Source organism: Erythrobacter sp. 'gip.4 top 5', from assembly GCF_056495765.1.
In genome coordinates this window covers 1,854,994-1,874,246 of sequence record NZ_CP200270.1, presented here as the reverse complement: position 1 = coordinate 1,874,246, position 19,253 = coordinate 1,854,994, and the positions used below count along the sequence as shown (strand labels likewise).

The window sequence follows — 19,253 nt, the reverse complement described above, 5'->3', positions numbered from 1 at the left end:
TGGCTAGGTGGAGCTTATGACCGACACACCCTCCTTCGACCAACGGCTCGCCCGCGCAAAGTTCCGCAGCTGGCACCGTGGCACGCGTGAAGCCGATTACATGATCGGCGGCTTTTACGATCGTTATCATGCCACTTGGACCGAGGCGGAACTGGTCTGGTTTGAAGCCCTGCTTGACGAAGACGACGTTGATATCATGGCTTGGGCGTTGTGCAGCGCCACGCCGCCAGAGCATTTGGCGGGTGACCTTCTGGAAACTATGCGGCGCCTCGATTACGTCGATATTCCGCGCTGAACCACAGCGTCCTGCGGGAACCGTTTGGTCCCGTGCCGCTTGACTGGAAACCTATGCCCGATCTCAACCGCATCCTCGCGGCCCGTGAACCGCTGACCCTTGCCTCGCTTCCGCGGGGCGGCCTGCCATTGGTGCTGTCCGATCTGGCCCGCGCGGCAAAGCAGCGGGCTGTGTTCATCGCGCCCGACGATGCCGCCATGCGCGCCGCCGCCGAAGCGGCGCACTTCTTCGCGCCCGAGATTGAAGTGGTCGTCTTCCCCGCGTGGGACTGCCTGCCCTACGACCGCGCCAGCCCGGCCCTCTCGATCAGCGCCGAACGCCTCGCCGCGCTGCATCGCTTGCAACAGCCCGGCTCTGCCCAGCAATTGCTCGTCACCACGGTGAATGCCGTGTTGCAGCGCGTGCTGACCCCGTTCCGGGTGCGCGAGAGCGTGCGCGAGTTTCGCGTCGGCACGTCGATCGGCCACAAAAGCCTTGCCGCATTGCTGACCCGGCAGGGTTACGGGCGCACCGACACCGTGATCGACCATGGCGAATTTGCCGTGCGCGGATCGATTGTCGACATCTTCCCGTCCAGTCTCGATGCTGGCCTGCGGCTCGACTTCTTTGGGGACGAACTGGAAAGCCTGCGGCTGTTTGACCCCGCGACGCAGCTCACCGTGGAACGGATCGACGAGCACCTGCTGCTCCCGGCGTCCGAGGCGCTGCTGGACGAAGACAGCATCAAGCGTTTCCGCACCCGTTACCGTGAACTCTTCGGCGCCAACGCCACGCAGGATCCGCTTTACGAGGCGGTGTCCGATGGGCGGCGGCTGGCGGGCATGGAGCACTGGCTGCCGCTGTTTGAAGAGCGGATGGCAAGCCTGTTCGATCATCTGGGCAAGGATGACGTGGTCATCATCGACCAGGGCGCAATCGGCGCCGCCGAGGAACGACTGACGGACATTGCCGATTATCACCAGCAGCGCGGCAGCATCGCCGGCGAGAAGAAGGGCAGTTACCGTCCGCTCAAGCCTGACGCGCTCTATTTGACGCGCGGCGAATTCGACACTGCGCTCGCCGCAATGCCCGCTCACCGCGCCACTGGCTTTGCCGCCGACGACAGCGCGAACGTGCTGGATTTCGGTTTCCGTTCGGCCCGTGACTTCTCGCCCGAGCGCGGGCGCGGCGAAAACGTCTACGAAGCCGCAGCGGGGCATTTCAAGTCGACGGCCAAATCGGCGCGCAAGTCGCTGATTGCGGCCTATTCCAAAGGCAGCGCCCGGCGGATCGCCGCGATTCTTGAGGAAGCCGGTGCGCCGACCGCGCTGGCTGACAGTTGGCAGCAGGCCTTGGGCCTGGCGGCCAAGAACTCAACTGCGGTTGTGGTGCTCCCGCTCGAAACCGGGTTTGCCAGCGACACGATGGAGCTGGTCACCGAAGCCGATATGCTGGGTGACCGGCTGGTGCGGCGCAAGAAGAAGCGCAAGGATTCCGACGCCTTCCTCGCTGAACTGCAGGCGCTGGCCCGCGGCGATCTGGTGGTGCACATCGAACATGGGATCGGACGTTACCTCGGGCTTGAACCGATTGCGGTCGGCAAGAGCCAGCACGATTGCGTCGCGCTTGAATACGCAGGCGGCGACAAGCTGTTCATCCCGGTCGAGAATATCGACGTCCTCAGCCGCTATGGCTCCTCCGAAATTGCCGTTCAGCTTGACCGGCTCGGCGGTGAGGCGTGGCAGCGCCGCCGTGCAAAGCTGAGGGAACGGATTACCGCGATCGCGGGCGAGCTAATGCAGGTCGCCGCCGCGCGGGCCTTGCGCCAGGCCCCCGCCCTCCCCGCCGATCCCGCCAGCTTCGGGCAATTCACCGATCGCTTCCCATGGTCGGAAACCGAAGATCAGGAACGCGCCATCGCTGACGTTCTGGGCGATCTGGATAGCGGGCGTCCGATGGACCGGCTGGTGTGCGGCGATGTCGGCTTCGGCAAGACGGAAGTCGCCTTGCGCGCAGCCTTCGTTGCGGCAATGAACGGCCAGCAGGTCGCAGTCGTCGCCCCCACCACCTTGCTCGCCCGTCAGCATTACCAGAACTTTGCCGAGCGCTTCGCCGGCTTCCCGTTGCAGGTTGGCCGCCTTTCGCGGCTTGTGACATCAAAGGAAGCCGCAGAGACCCGTGTGGGGCTGGAAAACGGCCAGGTCGATCTTGTCGTCGGCACCCATGCGATCTTGTCCAAGACCACCCGCTTCAAGAACCTCGGCTTGGTGATCGTGGACGAGGAACAGCGGTTCGGTGTCAACCACAAGGAAAAGCTGAAACAGCTGCGCGCCGACGTTCACGTCCTCACCCTCACCGCCACGCCGATCCCGCGCACGCTGCAAATGGCGATGAGCGGCCTGCGCGAACTCTCCACCATTCAGACCCCACCGGTCGACCGCCTTGCGGTGCGCACCTATGTGATGGAGTGGGACGACATGGTGATGCGCGAAGCCCTGCTGCGCGAACATCATCGTGGCGGACAGAGCTTCATCGTCGTGCCCCGCATTTCAGACATGGCCAATGTCGAGGAATGGCTGCGCGAACACGTGCCCGAAATCAAGTCGGTCTCCGCTCATGGCCAGATGTCACCCAGCGAGGTCGAGGAGCGGATGAGCGCATTTTACGACCGCAAGTATGACGTGCTGCTATCGACCACCATCGTCGAAAGCGGGCTCGATATTCCTTCCGCCAACACCATCATCATCCATCGGGCTGACCGGTTCGGCCTCGCCCAGCTCTACCAGCTGCGTGGACGTGTCGGGCGGGCCAAGCTGCGCGCTTATGCCTATCTGACGCACGAAGCGGGTACGGCCCTTTCGGAAGTCGCGCAAAAGCGGCTGAAGGTGCTGGGCGATCTCGACAGTCTGGGAGCTGGCTTCCAGCTTGCCAGCCATGATCTCGACATTCGCGGCGCAGGCAATTTGTTGGGTGACGAGCAATCCGGCCACATCCGCGAAGTGGGCTTTGAACTCTATCAGGCAATGCTTGAAGAGGCGATCCTGGCTGCAAAGGCCGGCGAAATGGGCCTCGCGCCGGCACGCGACAAGATCACCCCGCAAATCACCGTCGATGCGCCGATCATGATTCCCGAGGAGTATGTTCCCGATCTCGCGGTGCGCATGGCGCTCTACCGGCGCCTGAACCAAGCCGAGGGGCAGAACGAGATTGAAAGCCTTGCCGCCGAAATGATCGATCGCTTCGGTGATCTGCCGCAGCCGACCAAGAACCTCATTCGCCTGATCGAAATCAAACATCAGGCGATCGGTGCCAACGTCGCCAAAATCGATGTCGGTGCACGCGGGACGCTGGTGACTTTCCACAAGGACGATTTCCCCGATCCGCTGGGCCTTCTCGCCTATGTGGACCGGCTCAATGAAGGCGGCAAAGACACAGCCAAGCTGCGCCCTGACATGAAGCTTGTGATCAACCGTGCCTGGGGCGATCCGCAAAGCCGCCTTAACGGTCTGTTTCAGTTGACCAAAGGGCTGTCAGGCATCGTAAAAAAGGCGGCGAAGGTGAAAAAGGCGGCCTAGCGCCAGATGCCCTGCGTTCAGGAAGGATCGGCGGCTGACACTGAGACGGATTGCCCCTTCATCTCCAGCGTTCCAAATGCTGTCAGAAAGGCGACATCGCCAATATCGCGCCCGACTCCAATCAAGGCCGTTGCGCCGACATCGGCCATGCCGGTAGCATCGACCATGTGCCACGCGCCGCCCAGAAACACCTCGGCAACTGCGTGAAAATCGGGGGGCGTGACGCCCAAAGCGTAAACACTCGCGATCCGGGCCGGAATATCGCTCGCACGGGCCAGCGCGATCACCAGATGCGCGTAATCACGGCAGATGCCTTCCTTGTCTGCGTAGGTATCGAGCGCGGTTGTTTCGGCATTGCTCGATCCCGGCACGTAAGACAGATGACCGGCAACCCAATCACAAATTGCTGCAATCAAAGCGCCGCCTTCGAGCCCGCTGAATTGTTCTGCAGCAATGTCCGCGAACTGGTCCGAGGGGCAATAGCGTGACGGCAAAAGATAGGGCACGGCGTCACCCGGCAATTCGTGCAGAGGAACGGCCAGTAAGGCCTTGTAATCCACCTGTTGCCGGTCAATCGCTATGATCGCCTCATAATCCACTATCACCCGCCCTTGGGCCTGAAGCCAGATACGCTCACCGATGTCATCCTGAGCAGAAACCCGCGAGAAATGCTCGATCGGCGCAACATTGATGTGCGCGTGTTCAATCACCTGTCCCAAGGCAGCGGCGGCTTCAATTTGCATAAGGACATCGCAGGTTTGCTCGAACCAGTAGTCGAGCTGGACGTTGATTTTAAGCTTCACGATTATCGATCCATTCGGGAGAGGTTGCGCGCGAGGCGTCACGCACTGCAAAAACCGCCCGAACACCGCTTTGTTTCGTGGCAGATCGTGAAATCGGCGGCGTTCTCATCTGTGCTGCCGTAATGAGCGGTTGAGCGCTGGTTTAGCACAGCGATCAACCGTGCCCCATGCCCCGGGCGGTCCGTGCAAGCGCAAGCACGCTTTCACTCGGCATCGGTTGTGCGCGAAGGAAACCCTGCCAGAAATCACACCCTTCTGCCGTGATCGCAGCGCGTTGGATTTCGTCTTCGATCCCCTCGGCATAGACCGCGAGGCCCAAGGCCTTAGCCAAGGCAATGATCGCGCGCAAAACGGCCAACGCCGTGGCGTCTGCAGGCACACCTTCAACCATCGCCATGTCCAGTTTCAACGCATCCAGAGGAAGCTCACGCAAGTACCGGAAATTGCAGAAGCCTGCGCCAAAATCGTCCAGCGCGGTGCGAAAGCCCAGGCCCCGAAGCGCCTTCAGCGCGCTTGCCGCCTGCGGCAGATTGCGCAGCAAAAGATCTTCGGTGATTTCCAGCATCAGGCGATGCGGAGCGATGACAGAGCGGCCGATCAACGCAGCAAAATCGGCCGCAAACCGGGGATCGCCAAGTTCTTCGGGGGTGATGTTAAGCGAAAGCGTCAGGTTGGCGGGCCAAGTCGCCGCATCTTCCAGCGCGCGTGCAACCACATGGCGCGAAAGCGGGGCGACCAGCGACGCTCGCTCAGCCACGGCGAACAAATCACGCGCGCCCACGGCCCCCAGGGTGGGATGCCGCCAGCGCGCCAGCGCTTCGGCTCCGGTCAGCGCGCCTGTCACGCACGAAAACTGCGGCTGGAACAGCACTTCGATCTCGCGCCTGTCGAGGGCCCGTAGCAAATCCGCCTCCAACACCTCCGGGCTGACACCCGGAAAGCGTCCGCGCGCCGAGCCACGCAACGATGTTCGACCCTGTTCCATCCTGTTCCTTTTACATCGTTGCCTCTTTATCACTGAATACAAACCTGCCCCGGATCAATTGCAATCCGCCCGAAACTGGCACATCAGGACGAACGCCTAGCGATACGCCGGGGATAAAGCGTAACGGCGACCGGAGGGGAAAACGTGGCGACCAACGATACGGGGTTTGAGCGGCTGGCGCTGCTCGCGTCGGATACACCTCGCGCAATAGAAGGCTACGAGGCACTTCGAAGTCAGGGGGACTGGGTGCCGCTGGAAGAGGCCGATGCTGTGGTTGTGCTGGGCGGCGATGGGTTCATGCTCCAGACCCTTCATGCGATGTTGGATGCAGGACGCGTGATCCCCGCTTATGGGATGAATCTTGGCACGATCGGCTTTCTGATGAACCGCTATGACAAGCGGGCCGCCATCGCTGCGCGCGTCAACAAGGCCCGTCATTGGTCGATCGCGCCGCTACGCGTTGAAGCCGAGACACAGGATGGCGCAATTCATGTGATGAACGCGATCAACGAAATCTCGCTGCTGCGCGAAACCCGCCAGACCGCGAAGATCGAAGTCAGCGTGGGCGATCGTGTGCGGATCCGCGAGCTGGTGTGTGACGGCGTTCTGGTGGCGACACCGGCGGGATCGACGGCCTATAATCTTTCAGCGCATGGCCCCATTCTGCCGCTGGGCAGCAAGATGCTGGCCCTGACCCCGATCAGCCCCTTCCGTCCGCGGCGCTGGCGCGGTGCGATTCTGCCGGACCGGATGAAGATCGTTTTGCGGGTGCTCGATCCAGCCAAGCGTCCCGTTTCCGCCGTAGCCGACCAGAAAGAGCTGCGCGATATTGGCGAAGTGCGGCTCGAAATCGCGCAGGATACTGCGCTGACATTGCTGTTCGATCCCGGCCAGAGCCTGGAAGAGCGGATCGTGGCCGAACAATTCATCACAGCGTGATGGATCGGTCAAAACCCCCTTGCAATCGCGCAGCACCCCCCATATACGCGCCTCTCCGCTCTTCCTGAGACCGCTTGGAAGAGTTGCTCCCCGATAGCTCAGCGGTAGAGTAGGTGACTGTTAATCACTTGGCCGTAGGTTCGAATCCTACTCGGGGAGCCAATTTTTACCAAAAACCGTAGATTGATAGGATCGGCGCGTCCGATGGCGCTGGGCATTGGTTGCGACGCCAACCTTACAAAGGTAAGGTCATCCTGCCATCAACCATTGGGTCGATCCATCAATTCGCTGCGGACAACAGGTACGATGCAAACGCGTTGATCCGCGTCCATTCCTACCGAATAGGCGTCAACCGCCGTATTTCACCATTCTCGCCGTCTGTGATGACAAACAGCCCGCCGTCTCGCGCAAGTGCAATGGAGCGGATGCGTGCGCCTAGATCGATCCGCTGCATTTCCTGCGCTTCGATCCCTCGCGTCCGGACCCGAACAATACCGCGCTGTTGCAAACCGGTCAGCAGAAAATCGTTATTCCAATCGAAAAATTCGTTTCCGACATAGCGGAGCATGCCAGCAGGCGCGATGGCGGGCGTCCACGTAATAACAGGCGCAATAAAGCCGTGGTCCGGTGCGTGTCTGCCGATGGTTGAGCCCGAAAGCGTGCCATTCGTTACTGCGGGCCAGCCATAATTCACACCTGACGCGATCACGTTAAACTCATCGCCACCTGTGGGCCCATGTTCAGACGACCACAAAAAGCCGTCAGCCGAGAAAGCCAAACCATACGGATTGCGGTGCCCTCGTGACCAAAGCTGTTGCGCTGCGCCTAGTACATTAAACCAAGGGTTGTCCGTTGGGATCGTGCCATCCGGAAAGATACGAATAATCTTCCCGGTGCCGTTGGCCAAAGAGAACAGATAATTAAAGTCCTCTTCCTGCCGATCCCCAAGTGTCATAAACAGATATCGCCCGTCTGGGCTAAATACGATGCGGGCACCGGGTTGGCCAATCCTGTTCGGCGAAACAATTGGCGCACTGCGGTAGATCGTCTGCACTGTTGCTAGCTGATTGCCGCTCGGCACAATTTGCCGATCGCTACGCCCTCAGCAAAATTGTTTGGGTCGTCAGCACCTCTGCCGATGCGCGGTGCGTTGATATCGCGATACATGTAGCTGAAGTATACAACCCGAGACGCCGCGAAGTCGGGGGCCAATTCGATGTCCAGCATAACAACGGAATCCGGCAAGCCAGACAGACTTGCCTTTGCGCCATCAGGAGAAACAAGCGTCATCGTGCCCGGCACCGTCCGGCTGCTTGCCAGAACACGTCCGTCATCCAGCACAACCAAATCCCATGGCAGAGGAACCTCGGCAATGGTTGTCTGCGACAGTCCAGTGATAGGCGCGGGATTAGGGGGCGTTGGCGTTGGCGTTGGCGCCACAATCATGGGCGGCGGCGGCGCACTTTCATCAGAACCACAGCCCGACATTAGCACCGCGACAAAAAGAAACGCACCCGAAGAGATTTTTTTTATTTGAATTTACTGGTATTTCCACCTCCGAGCGCAACCTGATCCGGATCCACTCAACGCATAAAGTTGTCGGGTGGCCGTTTCGAATCCGATCTCGTTCCGAAGCATTTCAGCGGGGGGGGCGACCTCATGAAATAACCACAGCCCTGCCACCTGTCCGGAACGGCCAGAGGATCCTAGCGCAGGCTCACCACATTGTCGGTCGCTTCGCGCACGCGCGTACCGTTGAACAGGCTCATCATCGGCTCGTCCGCAACCATCACGACCTGAGCGTTGCCATAGCCGTTAAAACCGGTCTTCATCGCCGCGCCATATGCGCCGAGCATTCCGATCTCAATGTAGTCGCCCGCCTGAATGTCCGCAGGAAGCGCAAACGGGCCCTTCATGTAATCGGCATCGTCGCAGGTCGGCCCGTAGAACGCGAAGTCTTCATCGTCCTGGATGAGATCATCCTCAAGCGCCTTGACGGGGAAACGCCAGGCGACATGGGCGGCATCGTAGAGGGCGCCATAGGCGCCGTCATTGATGTAAAGTTCTTCGCCGCGGCGCTTGTTCACCTGAACGATCATCGAGGAGTACTCGGCCGACAATGCCCGGCCGGGCTCGCACCACAACTCGGCATTATAGGCAATCGGCAGGCTCTCGAAATGCTTGGCGATGATCGCGAAGTAATCTTCCATCGGTGGCGGTTCGAGGCCGGGATAGGCGCTCGGAAAGCCGCCGCCAACGTCGATCATGTCGATCACCACCGAAGCCTCGGCAATCGCTGCGCGGGTGCGGTCGAGCGCCTGAACGAAGGCGAACGGCGTCATGGCCTGGCTGCCAACGTGGAAGCAGACGCCCAGCCAGTCGCAATGCTGACGCGCTTCGCGCAGCAGCGCGGGCGCCTCGATCAGATCACAGCCAAACTTGGAGGCGAGACTGAGTTCCGAATACTCGCTCGAAACGCGCAGGCGCACGCACAGCCGCAGATCGCGCGGCGCTTCGCCGGTTTCAGGCGAGCGGCAGGCGTCGATGATCTTCTCAAGCTCTTCAACCGTGTCGAGGCTGAAGGTGCGTACGCCGTGTTCGAAATAGGCTTCGCGGATCGCGGCCGGAGTCTTTACCGGATGCATGAAGCACAGCACGGCCGCAGGCAGAATGCCCCGCACCAGGCGCACTTCGGTGATCGAAGCCACGTCGAAATGGGTGACGCCGCCCTCCCACAACACCGAAATCAGATCCGGTGCGGGATTGGCTTTCACCGCGTACAGCACCTTGCCCGGAAACTTCTCAACGAAGTAACGGGCGGCGCGCCGCGCGGCATGCGGGCGGTTAAGAATTACGGGTTCGTCCGGCGAAAGAGCGCGAACTACAGCCTTAGCGTCAGGAAAAATGTGCAACTCAAGGGACCCCCGAAACGGTTTGATGAAACCATAAAACGACAAGCTGCCTTGCGGTTAGGAAGTCCCCTTGGGGCAGCGGGAGAGGGGCAACTAAGGCCTTGTGGCAAAATTGCAAACGAAAAATGCCCTGAGCCGGGGTGAAATGTTTCTTTTTGAAGACGATGACGTCTGCGCGACCGGAGTATGACGAACATCTGAAGAATCCAGCCGTTCAGAACCCGATTTTCGGCATGTGCTCCACAATGCGATACTCGCTCGCATCAAGCCGGTGAAGATCGGCATCGGCAAAACGGTGGGCGCCTGCAATCACAATCGCAGGGAAAGACACGCGCGCGAGAAGTTCTGACGGGCCACGGCAGCGTTGAGCGCCCGGCGCGCGGCAGCCAGCTTGTCCTCGATATCGCCAAGCTGATTCTGGAGCAATTAAAGCTTCGCGGTGGCCTTCAGATCGCGAAAGGCTTCGTCCAGAATTGGCAGATTATCGAGCGCGCCGGGCAATTGCACATCGTTATCGGCGACACCGTGCCGTGCGCTCTGCCTTTGCCCGGCAGTTTGTCAGCATCGCGGCCGGCACGCTGATCGCGTGGCCGGGTTTGCCCTCGCGATCAGTCAGAACGAACGCGGGCAGGTGCTTGAAAGTCACCTGCCACGCCCGGGCGACTTCAGCTAAGCCGGTCGCGGAAGTCGGAATACTCGAACCGCTTGATGCATTCGAGTGCGTCGGTTTCGGAATCCCACATCCAGATCGACGGCAAGGCGACTCCGTTGAAGGTGTTGGTCTTGACCATCGAATAGTGCGCCTGATCGAGAAACGCGAAGCGCGCACCCGGTTCGGCGGGCACCGGCAGACGGTAATCGCCGATCACGTCGCCTGCGAGGCACGACGGCCCACCCAGCCTAATCGGGATAACGTCCTCGCCAGCCATCTCGCCCAGCATGGCGGGACGATAGGGCGCTTCAAGCACATCGGGCATATGGCAGGTTGCGCTGATATCACTGATACCGATGGGCACTTCATTGAACATCGTATCGAGCAGCGTGCCGACCAGAATGCCGGCATCCAGCGCGACCGCTTCGCCGGGTTCCAGAATGATCTGGCAGCCGGTATCCTCCGCCGCGTCCTTGAGAAACTCCACCAGTTCCGCGCGCTGGTAGTCGGCGCGGGTGATGTGGTGACCGCCGCCCATGTTAATCCATTTGAGCTGACCGAAGAACGGCTCGATCACGTCGAACACCCGGTCCCACGTGGCCTTCAAGGGCTCAAAATCCTGTTCGCACAGATTGTGGAAATGGATGCCTTCCACCCCCTCCATATGCTCTTCAGTCAGCTGGTCGAGCGGGAAGCCGAGGCGTGAGCCGGGAGCGCTGGGATCGTATTTGGCGACCTCGCCTGTGACGATTTGCGGATTGATCCGTAGCCCTACGCTGACGCTCGCACCATTCGCCACCGCGTGTTCAAGGATCAGCCGCGCCCGCTGGTGCTGGAACGGCGAGTTGAAAATCACGTGATCCGACAGGCGGCAGACCTCCTCCAGATCCTCGGGCTTGAAGGCTGCGGAATAGGTCGCGATCTCGCCATCGTAGAACTCGCTGGCGAGCCGCGCTTCCCACAGGCCGGAGGTGGAGACGCCATCGAGATATTCGCCGATGATGGGCGCAGCCGACCACATCGAAAACGCCTTGAGCGCCGCGAACACCTTGATGTCCGCGCCATCAGCCGCTGCGGCATCCCGCACGCCCGCCAGCACGCGGCAATTGTCACGCAGCTTGGCCGCGTCCACCACGAACGCAGGACTATCGACACGCGACAGATCGAAATGGGCAAAGGCGCCCGGATCACCGGCTTTCGTTTGCATCAGAACGCGACCGGCCCGTCCATTTCCTCAACCGTCCAAGGCAGGCCGTGGGCGTTCAGCATCTCCATGAAGGGATCGGGATCCATCTGTTCGATATTGAATACGCCCTCCCCGCGCCAATCGCCGCGCACCATCATCGCTGCGCCGATCATGGCAGGCACGCCGGTGGTGTAGCTGACGGCCTGATTGCCGGTTTCCTCGTAAGCGGCCTCATGCGAGCAGATGTTCTTGATGTAGAATGTCTTTTCGCCGCTGCCATCCAGCGCCTCGCCCGTGGCGATCACGCCGATATTGGTGTTGCCCTTGGTCGTCTCACCCAGCGATTCAGGCTTGGGCAGCACGGCGGCAAGGAATTGCAGTGGGATGATGTCGCGGCCCTGATATTTGACCGGCTCGATCGAAGTCATGCCGACATTCTGCAGCACGGTGAGGTGGGTGATGTACTGATCACCAAAGGTCATCCAGAACCGCGCGCGCTCCAGTTCGGGCACGAATTTGGCGAGGCTTTCCAGCTCTTCGTGGTACATGAGGTAAGCGTTCTTCTTGCCCACCGCTTCGAAGTCGAACTCGGTCTTCACCTGCATTGCCGGCGTTTCCACCCATTCGCCATTCTCCCAATGACGCGCAGGCGCGGTCACTTCGCGGATGTTGATTTCCGGGTTGAAGTTGGTGGCGAAATGCTGACCGTGATCGCCGCCGTTGCAATCGAGAATGTCGAGCTGGCGGATGGTCTTGAGCTTGTGCTTCTTCAGCCACATGGTGAAAACGCTGGTCACGCCGGGATCGAAGCCGCTGCCCAGCAACGCCATCAGGCCTGCTTGGGCGTAGCGATCCTGATAGGCCCACTGCCAGTGATATTCGAACTTGGCCTCGTCCTTGGGCTCGTAATTGGCGGTGTCCATGTAATCCACGCCCGCTTCCAGGCAGGCGTCCATGATCGGCAGATCCTGATAGGGCAGCGCGAGGTTGACGACGAGGCTTGCGCCGGTCTTGCGGATCAGGTTGACCATCGCCGGGACCTCCTCGGCATCGATCTCGTAGGTCACCACATCGCGCCCGCAGCGTTCTTTCACGCTGGCGGCAATCGCATCGTACTTGGATTTGGTGCGGCTGGCGAGGTGGATTTCAGGGAAGATGTCCGGGTTGAACGCCATCTTGTGGACGCAGACCGAGCTGACCCCGCCGGCACCGATAACGAGCACCGTAGTGGATTTTGCAGCCGACATGATAGGAGCCTTTCGTAATGCGAATCTTGCGTGCGCCTTAGGGCAACGCGGACCGGGGGACAAATGATCCAGACAGATGTCAGAATGCCGACCGCCGATGGCGTGCGGGCCGCAGCCGAGGCCGTGGCCGCGATCTTGCCCCCCACCCCACTTCTGCCGGTAGAAATTGGCGGTGTGCGGGCATGGGTCAAGGCCGATAACCTGCAACCTATCGGCGCATTCAAGATCAGGGGCGCGTGGTGGCGGCTCGTCAGCCTTTCGCCCGAGGAACGCGCCGGCGGCGTGGTTGCGGTGTCATCGGGCAATCATGCGCAAGGCGTGGCGTGGGCGGCAAAGCGGCTTGGCATCCGCGCGACGATCGTCATGCCGCACGATGCGCCCGCGGTGAAACTTGCCAACACCAAGGCGCTGGGGGCCGAGGTGGTGTTGTATCAGCGCGCTCCCTTAGAACAGGGGGGAGAAGACCGCGATGCCGTCGCAGCGGCGCTGATCAAGGAGCGCGGCGGAACACTGGTCCATGCCTTTGGTGATCCGTGGGTCATTGAGGGACAGGGCAGCGCCGCCATCGAAATCACTGCGCAATTGGGCCACGCCCCTGCCCGCATCATCGCCTGCTGCGGCGGCGGGGGACTGGCGGCGGGTCTTTCGCTCGGCGCACCCGATAGCGCGATCTATCCGGTCGAACCAGAGGGCTGGGACATGGTCGGGCAGGCCATGGCGACCGGCGCCATCGTGCAGGCCGCGCCCGATGCCCCCAAAACAATCTGCGACGCACTGCAACCCAATGCGACCAAGCCGGTCAACCTCGCCGTGCTGAAAGGCCGCGCCGAATCCGGCGTTGCCGTTACTGATGCCGAGGTGCGCGTGGCCCAGCGCTTTGCCTTTGCCCAGCTTCGGCTGGTGGTCGAACCGGGCGGCGCGGCGGCGCTGGCGGCGGCACTGGCGGGCAAGGTGCCGGTGGACGCAGACACGGTCATCATGCTCACCGGGGGCAATGCCGATCCGGCGGCTTTCGCAGCGATGCTGACGGGCCCGGATTGAGCCTGTGGATACCGTCACATAGCCGACATTCTCCGGCCATATGACAGACGCCTCAAGTAACGGGAAAAAGGTACCCCGGTCACATGGCGACACAGGCAAAAGGCATCATTGAAGATGCGGTGATCCGCAAGGACGCAAAGGTCAGCGATAAGCTGCTCGACAAGGCTTTCGCGCTGGCCTTCAAGGGCCTTGTCTATGCCCAGATCTGGGAAGACCCGGTGGTGGACATGGAAGCGCTTGATATTCAGCCCGACAGCCGCCTCATGTGTATCGCCAGCGGCAGCTGCAACGCGCTGTCCTATCTCACCGCGAACCCTGAAAGCGTGACCGCGGTGGACCTGAACCACGCGCACGTCGCACTGGGACAGCTCAAGATCGCGGCCATCAAACACCTGCCCAATTACGAACGCTTCCACCGTTTCTTCGCGCACGCCGATCACAAGGAAAACGCCGAGGTCTACAAGACCATGATCGCGCCGCATCTTGATCTGGTCAGCCGTGCCTATTGGGAAAAGCGCGACATTCACGGTCGCAAGCGTATTTCTTACTTCACGCGCGGGATTTACCGCAAAGGTTTGCTTGGCAATTTCATCGGCTTGGCCCATGTTTTTGCGAAACTTTACAAGATCGATCTTTCCAAGGTGCTCGAAGCGCAAACCCTGGAAGAACAGCGCGCTGTGTTCGAGCGTGAGCTTGCCCCGGTGTTCGAGAAAAAGTTCATCCGCTGGCTGACCGATCAGCCCGCCTCGCTGTTTGGCCTTGGAATTCCGCCGGCACAGTTCGAACATCTCGCCGGCGATGAACGCATGGCCGAAGTACTGCGGCGGCGGCTGGAAAAGCTCGCCTGCGATTTCGAGGTGAAGGACAATTATTTCGCCTGGCAGGCCTTCGGGCGCGGATACAGCCGCGCCGAAAATGCGCCGCTGCCGCCCTATCTTCAGCGCGCCAACTGGGAGGCGATGAAGGACCGGATTGACCGGCTGGATGTGACCCGCGCCAATATGGTCGACTGGATCGGCGCACGCGAGGAGGCCAGCATGGATCGCTTCGTGCTGCTCGACGCGCAAGACTGGATGAACAACTCGCAGCTGGATGATCTGTGGAGCAAAATCACACGTGCCAGCCGCCCCGGCGCCCGCGTGCTGTTCCGCACTGCTGCCGAACCGAGCCTGCTGACAGGACGGTTGGACGATGCAATCCTTGGGCGGTGGCGCTATCTGGAAGAAACCTCCGCTGATTGCACCCGCCGCGATCGTTCGTCGATCTATGGCGGCGTGCATGTGTATGAGCTGGCCTGATGACGAGCCTCAACCCCTCCCATGCCGCGTTGATGGACGAGGTCTATCGCGGGCAACGCCATATCTATGACCTGACGCGCAAATATTACCTGTTCGGGCGCGATACGCTGATCGGCGGGCTAAATGCGCGGCTCGGTATGCGTGTGCTTGAGGTCGCCTGCGGCACCGGGCGCAACCTTGCCAAGATCGGCAAGGCGTGGCCGGACGTGCGCCTCTTCGGTCTCGATATCTCCGCCGAAATGCTGAAAAGCGCGCGCGCGGCGCTGGGGGCTGAGGCGCGGCTGGGTGCAGGCGATGCCTGTGCGTTCGACCCGCTCAGCCTGCTGGGCGAACCTGCGTTTGAACGGATCGTACTGTCGTACTCGCTATCGATGATTCCCGATTGGGAAAGCGCGCTTAATCACGCGGCAGGCCAGTTGACCGATAACGGCCAGCTGCACGTGGTGGATTTTGGTGATCTCCAGGGCCTGCCCAGACCGCTCCAGACCCTGCTCAGGGGGTGGCTTGCAAAGTTTCACGTGAAACCCCGCGCCGCCTTGCCTGCCGCCGCCACCCGTATTGCCCATGCACGGGGGCTGCGACTGGAAAGCTGGCGCGGCCCGCTGGGATACTATCAGCTTCACGTGCTGAGCGCCTGATCACAGGTCGAATCGCTGGATAACCCGGCATCGTACCTTTGCCTCACGGCCCCGCCGCCCTAACCCCATGGCGTGAACGCGCATATCGACATCGGCCAGGACGCAGGGCGGCACACGGTTGCCATCGACCTCGAGGAACTGCTCGCCACGCGCCTGCTGGTGCAAGGCAACTCGGGGTCCGGCAAATCGCACCTGTTGCGCCGCTTGCTGGAGGAGTGTGCCGGGCAGGTCCAGCAGGTGGTGATCGATCCGGAAGGCGATTTCGTCACGCTGGCCGATGCTTTTGACCATGTGGTGATCGACGGCGCGGCCTATTCACCGCGCGAGATCGAAGAACTAGCCGCCCGTGTGCGGCAGCACCGTGCTTCGGTGGTGCTAACCCTTGACGGACTTGAAGTGGAGCAGCAGATCCGTTGCGCTGCGCTGTTCCTGACTGCGCTGTTCGATGCGCCACGGGAACACTGGTATCCCGCCTTGGTGGTGGTGGACGAAGCCCAGATGTTTGCGCCCGCTGCGGCAGGCGAGATGAGCGATGACACCCGCCGTCTGACGCTTTCGGCAATGACCAATCTGATGTGCCGCGGTCGCAAGCGCGGGCTGGCCGGGATTGTCGCAACCCAACGCCTTGCCAAACTGGCGAAAAACGTCGCAGCCGAAGCGAGTAACTTCCTGATGGGGCGCACGTTTCTGGATATTGATATGCAACGCGCCGCAGACCTGCTGGGCATGGATCGGCGCCAGGCTGAACGCATCCGCGACCTTCAGCGTGGGCAGTTTCTGGGGCTGGGCCCCGCGATCAGTCGTCGTCCGGTGGCCGTCAATGTTGGCCCGGTGCGCACCGGAGGACGGGGTGGCGGCGCGGGCCTACTTCCTCTGCCGGACGCCGATGGCGATGCGATGGAGGCTTTGCTGACAGATCGGTTATCCGAGGCGGCCAGTGATACCGTAATGCGGCGACCTCCACCCCCGCCGCCGCGCCCCGCAGTCGACCTCGCGCAGGCTTTGCGCACGGCGAGGCCCTTACCGCCGCCACCTGCGCCCAGAGATGAGCCATCAGCGATTGCCGCGCCAGCGCAACCCTCGCCCTCGCCCTCGCCTGCGTCTACCCCTTCCGCGCCAGCCGCAAGCATCGAAGACATCGTGCGAGACATTGCCGCCAGCGAAGGCGCGACCTTTCGCCCGGCAACCGCGCTGTTCCGTGACTTTGCCATCCGCTGCCGTCAGCAAGGTGTCGCCAGCGCGCAGGTTGACCTTGCCCGATTCCGGCGTCTGTTTGCGTGCGAAATCGGCGGATTGTCGCGGCTCAGCGGCACACGGCGCTCACAGGTAGAAGCCATGATTTCGGCAGTCGATGACGATGTGCTTGCGCCCTATGTCGCGATGGTGATCGCCGAAGTGCTGCGCGAACCCATGCCGGACGAAGAGGAGCTGGCACGACTTTACGGCAGTTCCTCCCCCAGCCGAATCCGCCGCCTGCTCGATCATCTTGAGCGCAGTGGATTGATCGTGATCCGAGAGGAGTTCGGCGGCGACCGCATCATCATGATCCCCGGAATCCCGGATCCTGACGAAGCCACCAAGGTCGCCTGACCTCTTCGCAGAGGCAGCCGTGCGCGTCAGGCTTGCCGGACGCTTTCCATCCGCGTTACCCCGCCCGCCCATTCCGGGTCTTGCACCGCGTCAGCCAGCAATCTTGCAACATCGCCGCGTGCAGCCTCGCCCTGCGGATCGACAGCGTCACCCAAGCGAACGTCCCCGCCACCGTCAGCACTCGTCAGCGCGACGGGACGCAAGATGGCATATTCGAGGGGGGCTGCCTTCAGGTGTTCGTCGGCCGCGTGCTTGGCCTGGAGATAATGCGCCAGATCGCTGCCGGGAGCGGGATCGCCGGCGCCTACGCTGCTGAGCATAACGAAGCGGCGCACACCCGTTTTGGCGGCGATATCGATCAGATTGATCGCACCATCACGGTCAACCTTGTCGGTCATCTCTTCGGATGAACCTCCGCCGGCACCCGCGGCAAAGACCACCACGTCACAGCCTTCGGTTACGTTGTCATTCAAGTCGGTCAGATCGCCTTCGCGCTGTTCCACCATCTCAGGCAGGCCCGAGGTGTCCGAGCTTTTGCGCACAAGCGCGATGGGTTTGTGGCCGCGGGTATGCAGCTCTTGCACAAGCCGGGTTCCAGTCTGGCCGGTGGCACCGGCGATGAGAATGTTCATGGATTATCTCCGAATTTGTATTGTGGGGGTGTGGCCGGGGGCCGCACCTCAAGACGGAAGGAAGATCGCCTTGGCGTTCACGAATTCCATCATCCCAAATCCACCATGTTCGCGCCCGTAGCCCGAGTTCTTCACGCCGCCGAAAGGCATTGCGGGATCAGCCGCACCGAAGGAATTGATGCGCACCATGCCCGTGTCAAAATGATCGCGCGCAAGGCGGACGGCCTTCTTCTCATTACGGGAGAAGATACCGCCGCCAAGGCCATAGCGGCTGGCATTGGCGATCCGCAGCGCGTCCTCGTCATCCTTAGCGCGGATGATGGCGGCGACGGGGCCAAAAACCTCATCATCGTGTGCTGGCATACCCGGCTTGCAATCGGCAAGGACGGTTGCGGGATAATAGCAACCCTTGCCGCCCTCCGGATCACCGCCACACAGCCAGGTTGCACCTTTTTCGAGGCTCTGCTGCACTTGGCGTTCGATCGTCTCGAACTGCTCACGGCTTGCGAGCGGACCCAGCTGCGTGTCATCAGCCGTGGGGTCACCCATCTTGATGGCCTTCATCTGCTCCACAAAGGCCGAAACAAAGTCATCATAGACGGCAGCGGTCACGATAAAGCGCTTGGCCGAAACGCACGTCTCACCATTGTTGAACAAGCGCCCTTGCACACTGGTCTTCACAGCAAGCTCAATGTCGGCGTCTTCCAGCACGAGATAGGCGTCGTTTGATCCCAGTTCGAGCACCGTTTTCTTGAGGTTCTTGGCCGCAAGCTGACCGATATGGCTGCCTGCACCATCGCTGCCTGTCATGGTGACAGCGCGCACAAGATCATGCTCAATCACCTTGTCTGACAAATCATGGGACGCAAGAATGACATCGAACAAGCCCTTGGGCAGACCTGCTTCCAGGCACACATCCCGCAACAACAACCCGCTGCCGGTGCAGATTGAGGCGTGTTTCAGGATGACCGCATTGCCCGCCATCAGGTTTGCTGCGAGCACGCGCACCGGTTGATAGACCGGGAAATTCCACGGTTGCACTGAATAGATCACGCCGATCGGGGAATAGGTCACGATCCCCCGCTTCTTTCCGCCGCTGTGCGTGCGCTCTTCATCGGCGAGCATCTTGGGCCCGTTGTCCGCCGTGTATTCAAAGATGCGCGCGCACAATTCGATTTCCATCTTTCCGTCGCGCAGCAGTTTGCCCATTTCGCGGGTCATCAGATCCGCGAACTTATCGGCATTTTCGCGTAACGCCGTGGCGATCTTGCGCAGGGAAGGTGCGCGCTCTTCATGCGATTTGTGGCGCCAATCGAGATATGCAGCCTGCGCCGCTTCGATCTTGGCGAAGACCTTGGCTTCGTTATCAAGCGGATAGGTTTCAAGCTGTTCGCCTGTGGCGGGATTGCGTGTCGTGATGACTGACATATGTCGTCCTCTTGCTTTTTGAAAATTGAGCAGCTGCGAAGACGCGTTGGCGT

16 protein-coding genes and 1 tRNA gene are annotated in these 19,253 nt (G+C 61.1%); 8 read left to right on the top strand and 9 right to left on the bottom strand.

Features of this window, described 5'->3' with window-relative positions:
* The first annotated feature begins 16 nt into the window (after positions 1-16).
* Together ACRANW_RS08955 and mfd are read left to right on the top strand one after the other, a co-directional pair.
* Positions 17-295, top strand: a complete 279-nt coding sequence (locus ACRANW_RS08955) for an FAD assembly factor SdhE (protein ID WP_479431464.1) — start codon at positions 17-19, stop codon at positions 293-295.
* A 53-nt stretch (positions 296-348) separates the two neighbouring features.
* Positions 349-3,849 (top strand): transcription-repair coupling factor, encoded by a 3,501-nt coding sequence (mfd, locus tag ACRANW_RS08950; protein WP_479431463.1) that lies wholly within the window; start codon positions 349-351, stop codon positions 3,847-3,849.
* A gap of 17 nt (positions 3,850-3,866) precedes the next feature.
* On the opposite strand, the gene ACRANW_RS08945 is transcribed toward mfd, so the two are convergent.
* Both ACRANW_RS08945 and ACRANW_RS08940 read right to left on the bottom strand, forming a co-directional pair.
* Complete coding sequence (locus ACRANW_RS08945; protein ID WP_479431462.1) at positions 3,867-4,652, bottom strand: transglutaminase-like domain-containing protein; 786 nt, start codon at positions 4,650-4,652, stop codon at positions 3,867-3,869.
* A gap of 154 nt (positions 4,653-4,806) precedes the next feature.
* A complete protein-coding gene (locus tag ACRANW_RS08940) occupies positions 4,807-5,637 on the bottom strand; it encodes an EAL domain-containing protein (RefSeq protein WP_479431461.1) in 831 nt (276 codons plus the stop codon).
* Between the two features lie 144 nt (positions 5,638-5,781).
* Here ACRANW_RS08940 and ACRANW_RS08935 point away from each other — a divergent pair, with 144 nt between their 5' ends.
* Positions 5,782-6,576, top strand: a complete 795-nt coding sequence (locus ACRANW_RS08935) for an NAD kinase (RefSeq protein ID WP_479431460.1) — start codon at positions 5,782-5,784, stop codon at positions 6,574-6,576.
* Positions 6,577-6,663: 87 nt separating this feature from the next.
* Positions 6,664-6,738 (top strand) — tRNA-Asn (locus ACRANW_RS08930).
* 172 nt (positions 6,739-6,910) lie between these two features.
* Here the strand turns inward: ACRANW_RS08930 and ACRANW_RS08925 are convergent.
* The 5 genes from ACRANW_RS08925 to ACRANW_RS08905 all read right to left on the bottom strand — a co-directional run bounded on the left by ACRANW_RS08925 (position 6,911) and on the right by ACRANW_RS08905 (position 12,573).
* Complete coding sequence (locus ACRANW_RS08925; protein WP_479431459.1) at positions 6,911-7,630, bottom strand: PQQ-dependent sugar dehydrogenase; 720 nt, start codon at positions 7,628-7,630, stop codon at positions 6,911-6,913.
* Between the two features lie 5 nt (positions 7,631-7,635).
* Positions 7,636-7,923, bottom strand: a complete 288-nt coding sequence (locus tag ACRANW_RS08920) for a PQQ-dependent sugar dehydrogenase (RefSeq protein ID WP_479431458.1) — start codon at positions 7,921-7,923, stop codon at positions 7,636-7,638.
* A gap of 359 nt (positions 7,924-8,282) precedes the next feature.
* Positions 8,283-9,488: a type III PLP-dependent enzyme gene (locus ACRANW_RS08915; RefSeq protein WP_479431457.1), complete on the bottom strand. Its 1,206-nt coding sequence runs from the start codon at positions 9,486-9,488 to the stop codon at positions 8,283-8,285.
* A gap of 665 nt (positions 9,489-10,153) precedes the next feature.
* On the bottom strand, positions 10,154-11,347 hold the full coding sequence (locus tag ACRANW_RS08910; RefSeq protein ID WP_479431456.1) for a carboxynorspermidine decarboxylase: 1,194 nt from the start codon (positions 11,345-11,347) through the stop codon (positions 10,154-10,156).
* Positions 11,347-12,573 carry a saccharopine dehydrogenase family protein gene (locus ACRANW_RS08905; protein WP_479431455.1) on the bottom strand — a complete coding sequence of 409 codons (1,227 nt, stop codon included), beginning with the start codon at positions 12,571-12,573 and terminating at the stop codon, positions 11,347-11,349. The genes ACRANW_RS08910 and ACRANW_RS08905 overlap by 1 nt, the downstream gene beginning before the upstream one ends.
* Before the next feature lie 63 nt (positions 12,574-12,636).
* Here ACRANW_RS08905 and ACRANW_RS08900 point away from each other — a divergent pair, with 63 nt between their 5' ends.
* From ACRANW_RS08900 to ACRANW_RS08885, 4 genes are all read left to right on the top strand, one after another.
* Positions 12,637-13,614 carry a threonine ammonia-lyase gene (locus ACRANW_RS08900; protein ID WP_479431454.1) on the top strand — a complete coding sequence of 326 codons (978 nt, stop codon included), beginning with the start codon at positions 12,637-12,639 and terminating at the stop codon, positions 13,612-13,614.
* 83 nt (positions 13,615-13,697) lie between these two features.
* Entirely contained in the window at positions 13,698-14,912 is a 1,215-nt protein-coding gene (locus ACRANW_RS08895) for a BtaA family protein (protein ID WP_479431453.1), read from the top strand.
* Positions 14,912-15,550: a class I SAM-dependent methyltransferase gene (locus ACRANW_RS08890; RefSeq protein WP_479431452.1), complete on the top strand. Its 639-nt coding sequence runs from the start codon at positions 14,912-14,914 to the stop codon at positions 15,548-15,550. Before ACRANW_RS08895 ends, ACRANW_RS08890 begins: the two co-directional genes overlap by 1 nt.
* A gap of 72 nt (positions 15,551-15,622) precedes the next feature.
* Entirely contained in the window at positions 15,623-17,140 is a 1,518-nt protein-coding gene (locus ACRANW_RS08885) for a helicase HerA domain-containing protein (protein ID WP_479431451.1), read from the top strand.
* Between the two features lie 26 nt (positions 17,141-17,166).
* Here the strand turns inward: ACRANW_RS08885 and ACRANW_RS08880 are convergent, their stop codons facing one another.
* Entirely contained in the window at positions 17,167-17,772 is a 606-nt protein-coding gene (locus tag ACRANW_RS08880) for an SDR family oxidoreductase (RefSeq protein ID WP_479431450.1), read from the bottom strand.
* Between the two features lie 48 nt (positions 17,773-17,820).
* Positions 17,821-19,200, bottom strand: a complete 1,380-nt coding sequence (locus ACRANW_RS08875; protein WP_479431449.1) for an NAD-dependent succinate-semialdehyde dehydrogenase — start codon at positions 19,198-19,200, stop codon at positions 17,821-17,823.
* Positions 19,201-19,253: the final 53 nt, after the last annotated feature.

Excerpts from the sequence above, each read along its gene's own strand:
- mfd (WP_479431463.1), top strand. The coding sequence starts at position 349 with ATGCCCGATCTCAACCGCATCCTCGCGGCCCGTGAACCGCTGACCCTT.
- ACRANW_RS08880 (WP_479431450.1), bottom strand. The coding sequence starts at position 17,772 with ATGAACATTCTCATCGCCGGTGCCACCGGCCAGACTGGAACCCGGCTT.
- ACRANW_RS08900 (WP_479431454.1), top strand. The coding sequence starts at position 12,637 with ATGATCCAGACAGATGTCAGAATGCCGACCGCCGATGGCGTGCGGGCC.
- ACRANW_RS08955 (WP_479431464.1), top strand. The coding sequence starts at position 17 with ATGACCGACACACCCTCCTTCGACCAACGGCTCGCCCGCGCAAAGTTC.
- ACRANW_RS08910 (WP_479431456.1), bottom strand. The coding sequence starts at position 11,347 with ATGCAAACGAAAGCCGGTGATCCGGGCGCCTTTGCCCATTTCGATCTG.
- ACRANW_RS08875 (WP_479431449.1), bottom strand. The coding sequence starts at position 19,200 with ATGTCAGTCATCACGACACGCAATCCCGCCACAGGCGAACAGCTTGAA.
- ACRANW_RS08905 (WP_479431455.1), bottom strand. The coding sequence starts at position 12,573 with ATGTCGGCTGCAAAATCCACTACGGTGCTCGTTATCGGTGCCGGCGGG.
- ACRANW_RS08940 (WP_479431461.1), bottom strand. The coding sequence starts at position 5,637 with ATGGAACAGGGTCGAACATCGTTGCGTGGCTCGGCGCGCGGACGCTTT.
- ACRANW_RS08890 (WP_479431452.1), top strand. The coding sequence starts at position 14,912 with ATGACGAGCCTCAACCCCTCCCATGCCGCGTTGATGGACGAGGTCTAT.
- ACRANW_RS08895 (WP_479431453.1), top strand. The coding sequence starts at position 13,698 with ATGGCGACACAGGCAAAAGGCATCATTGAAGATGCGGTGATCCGCAAG.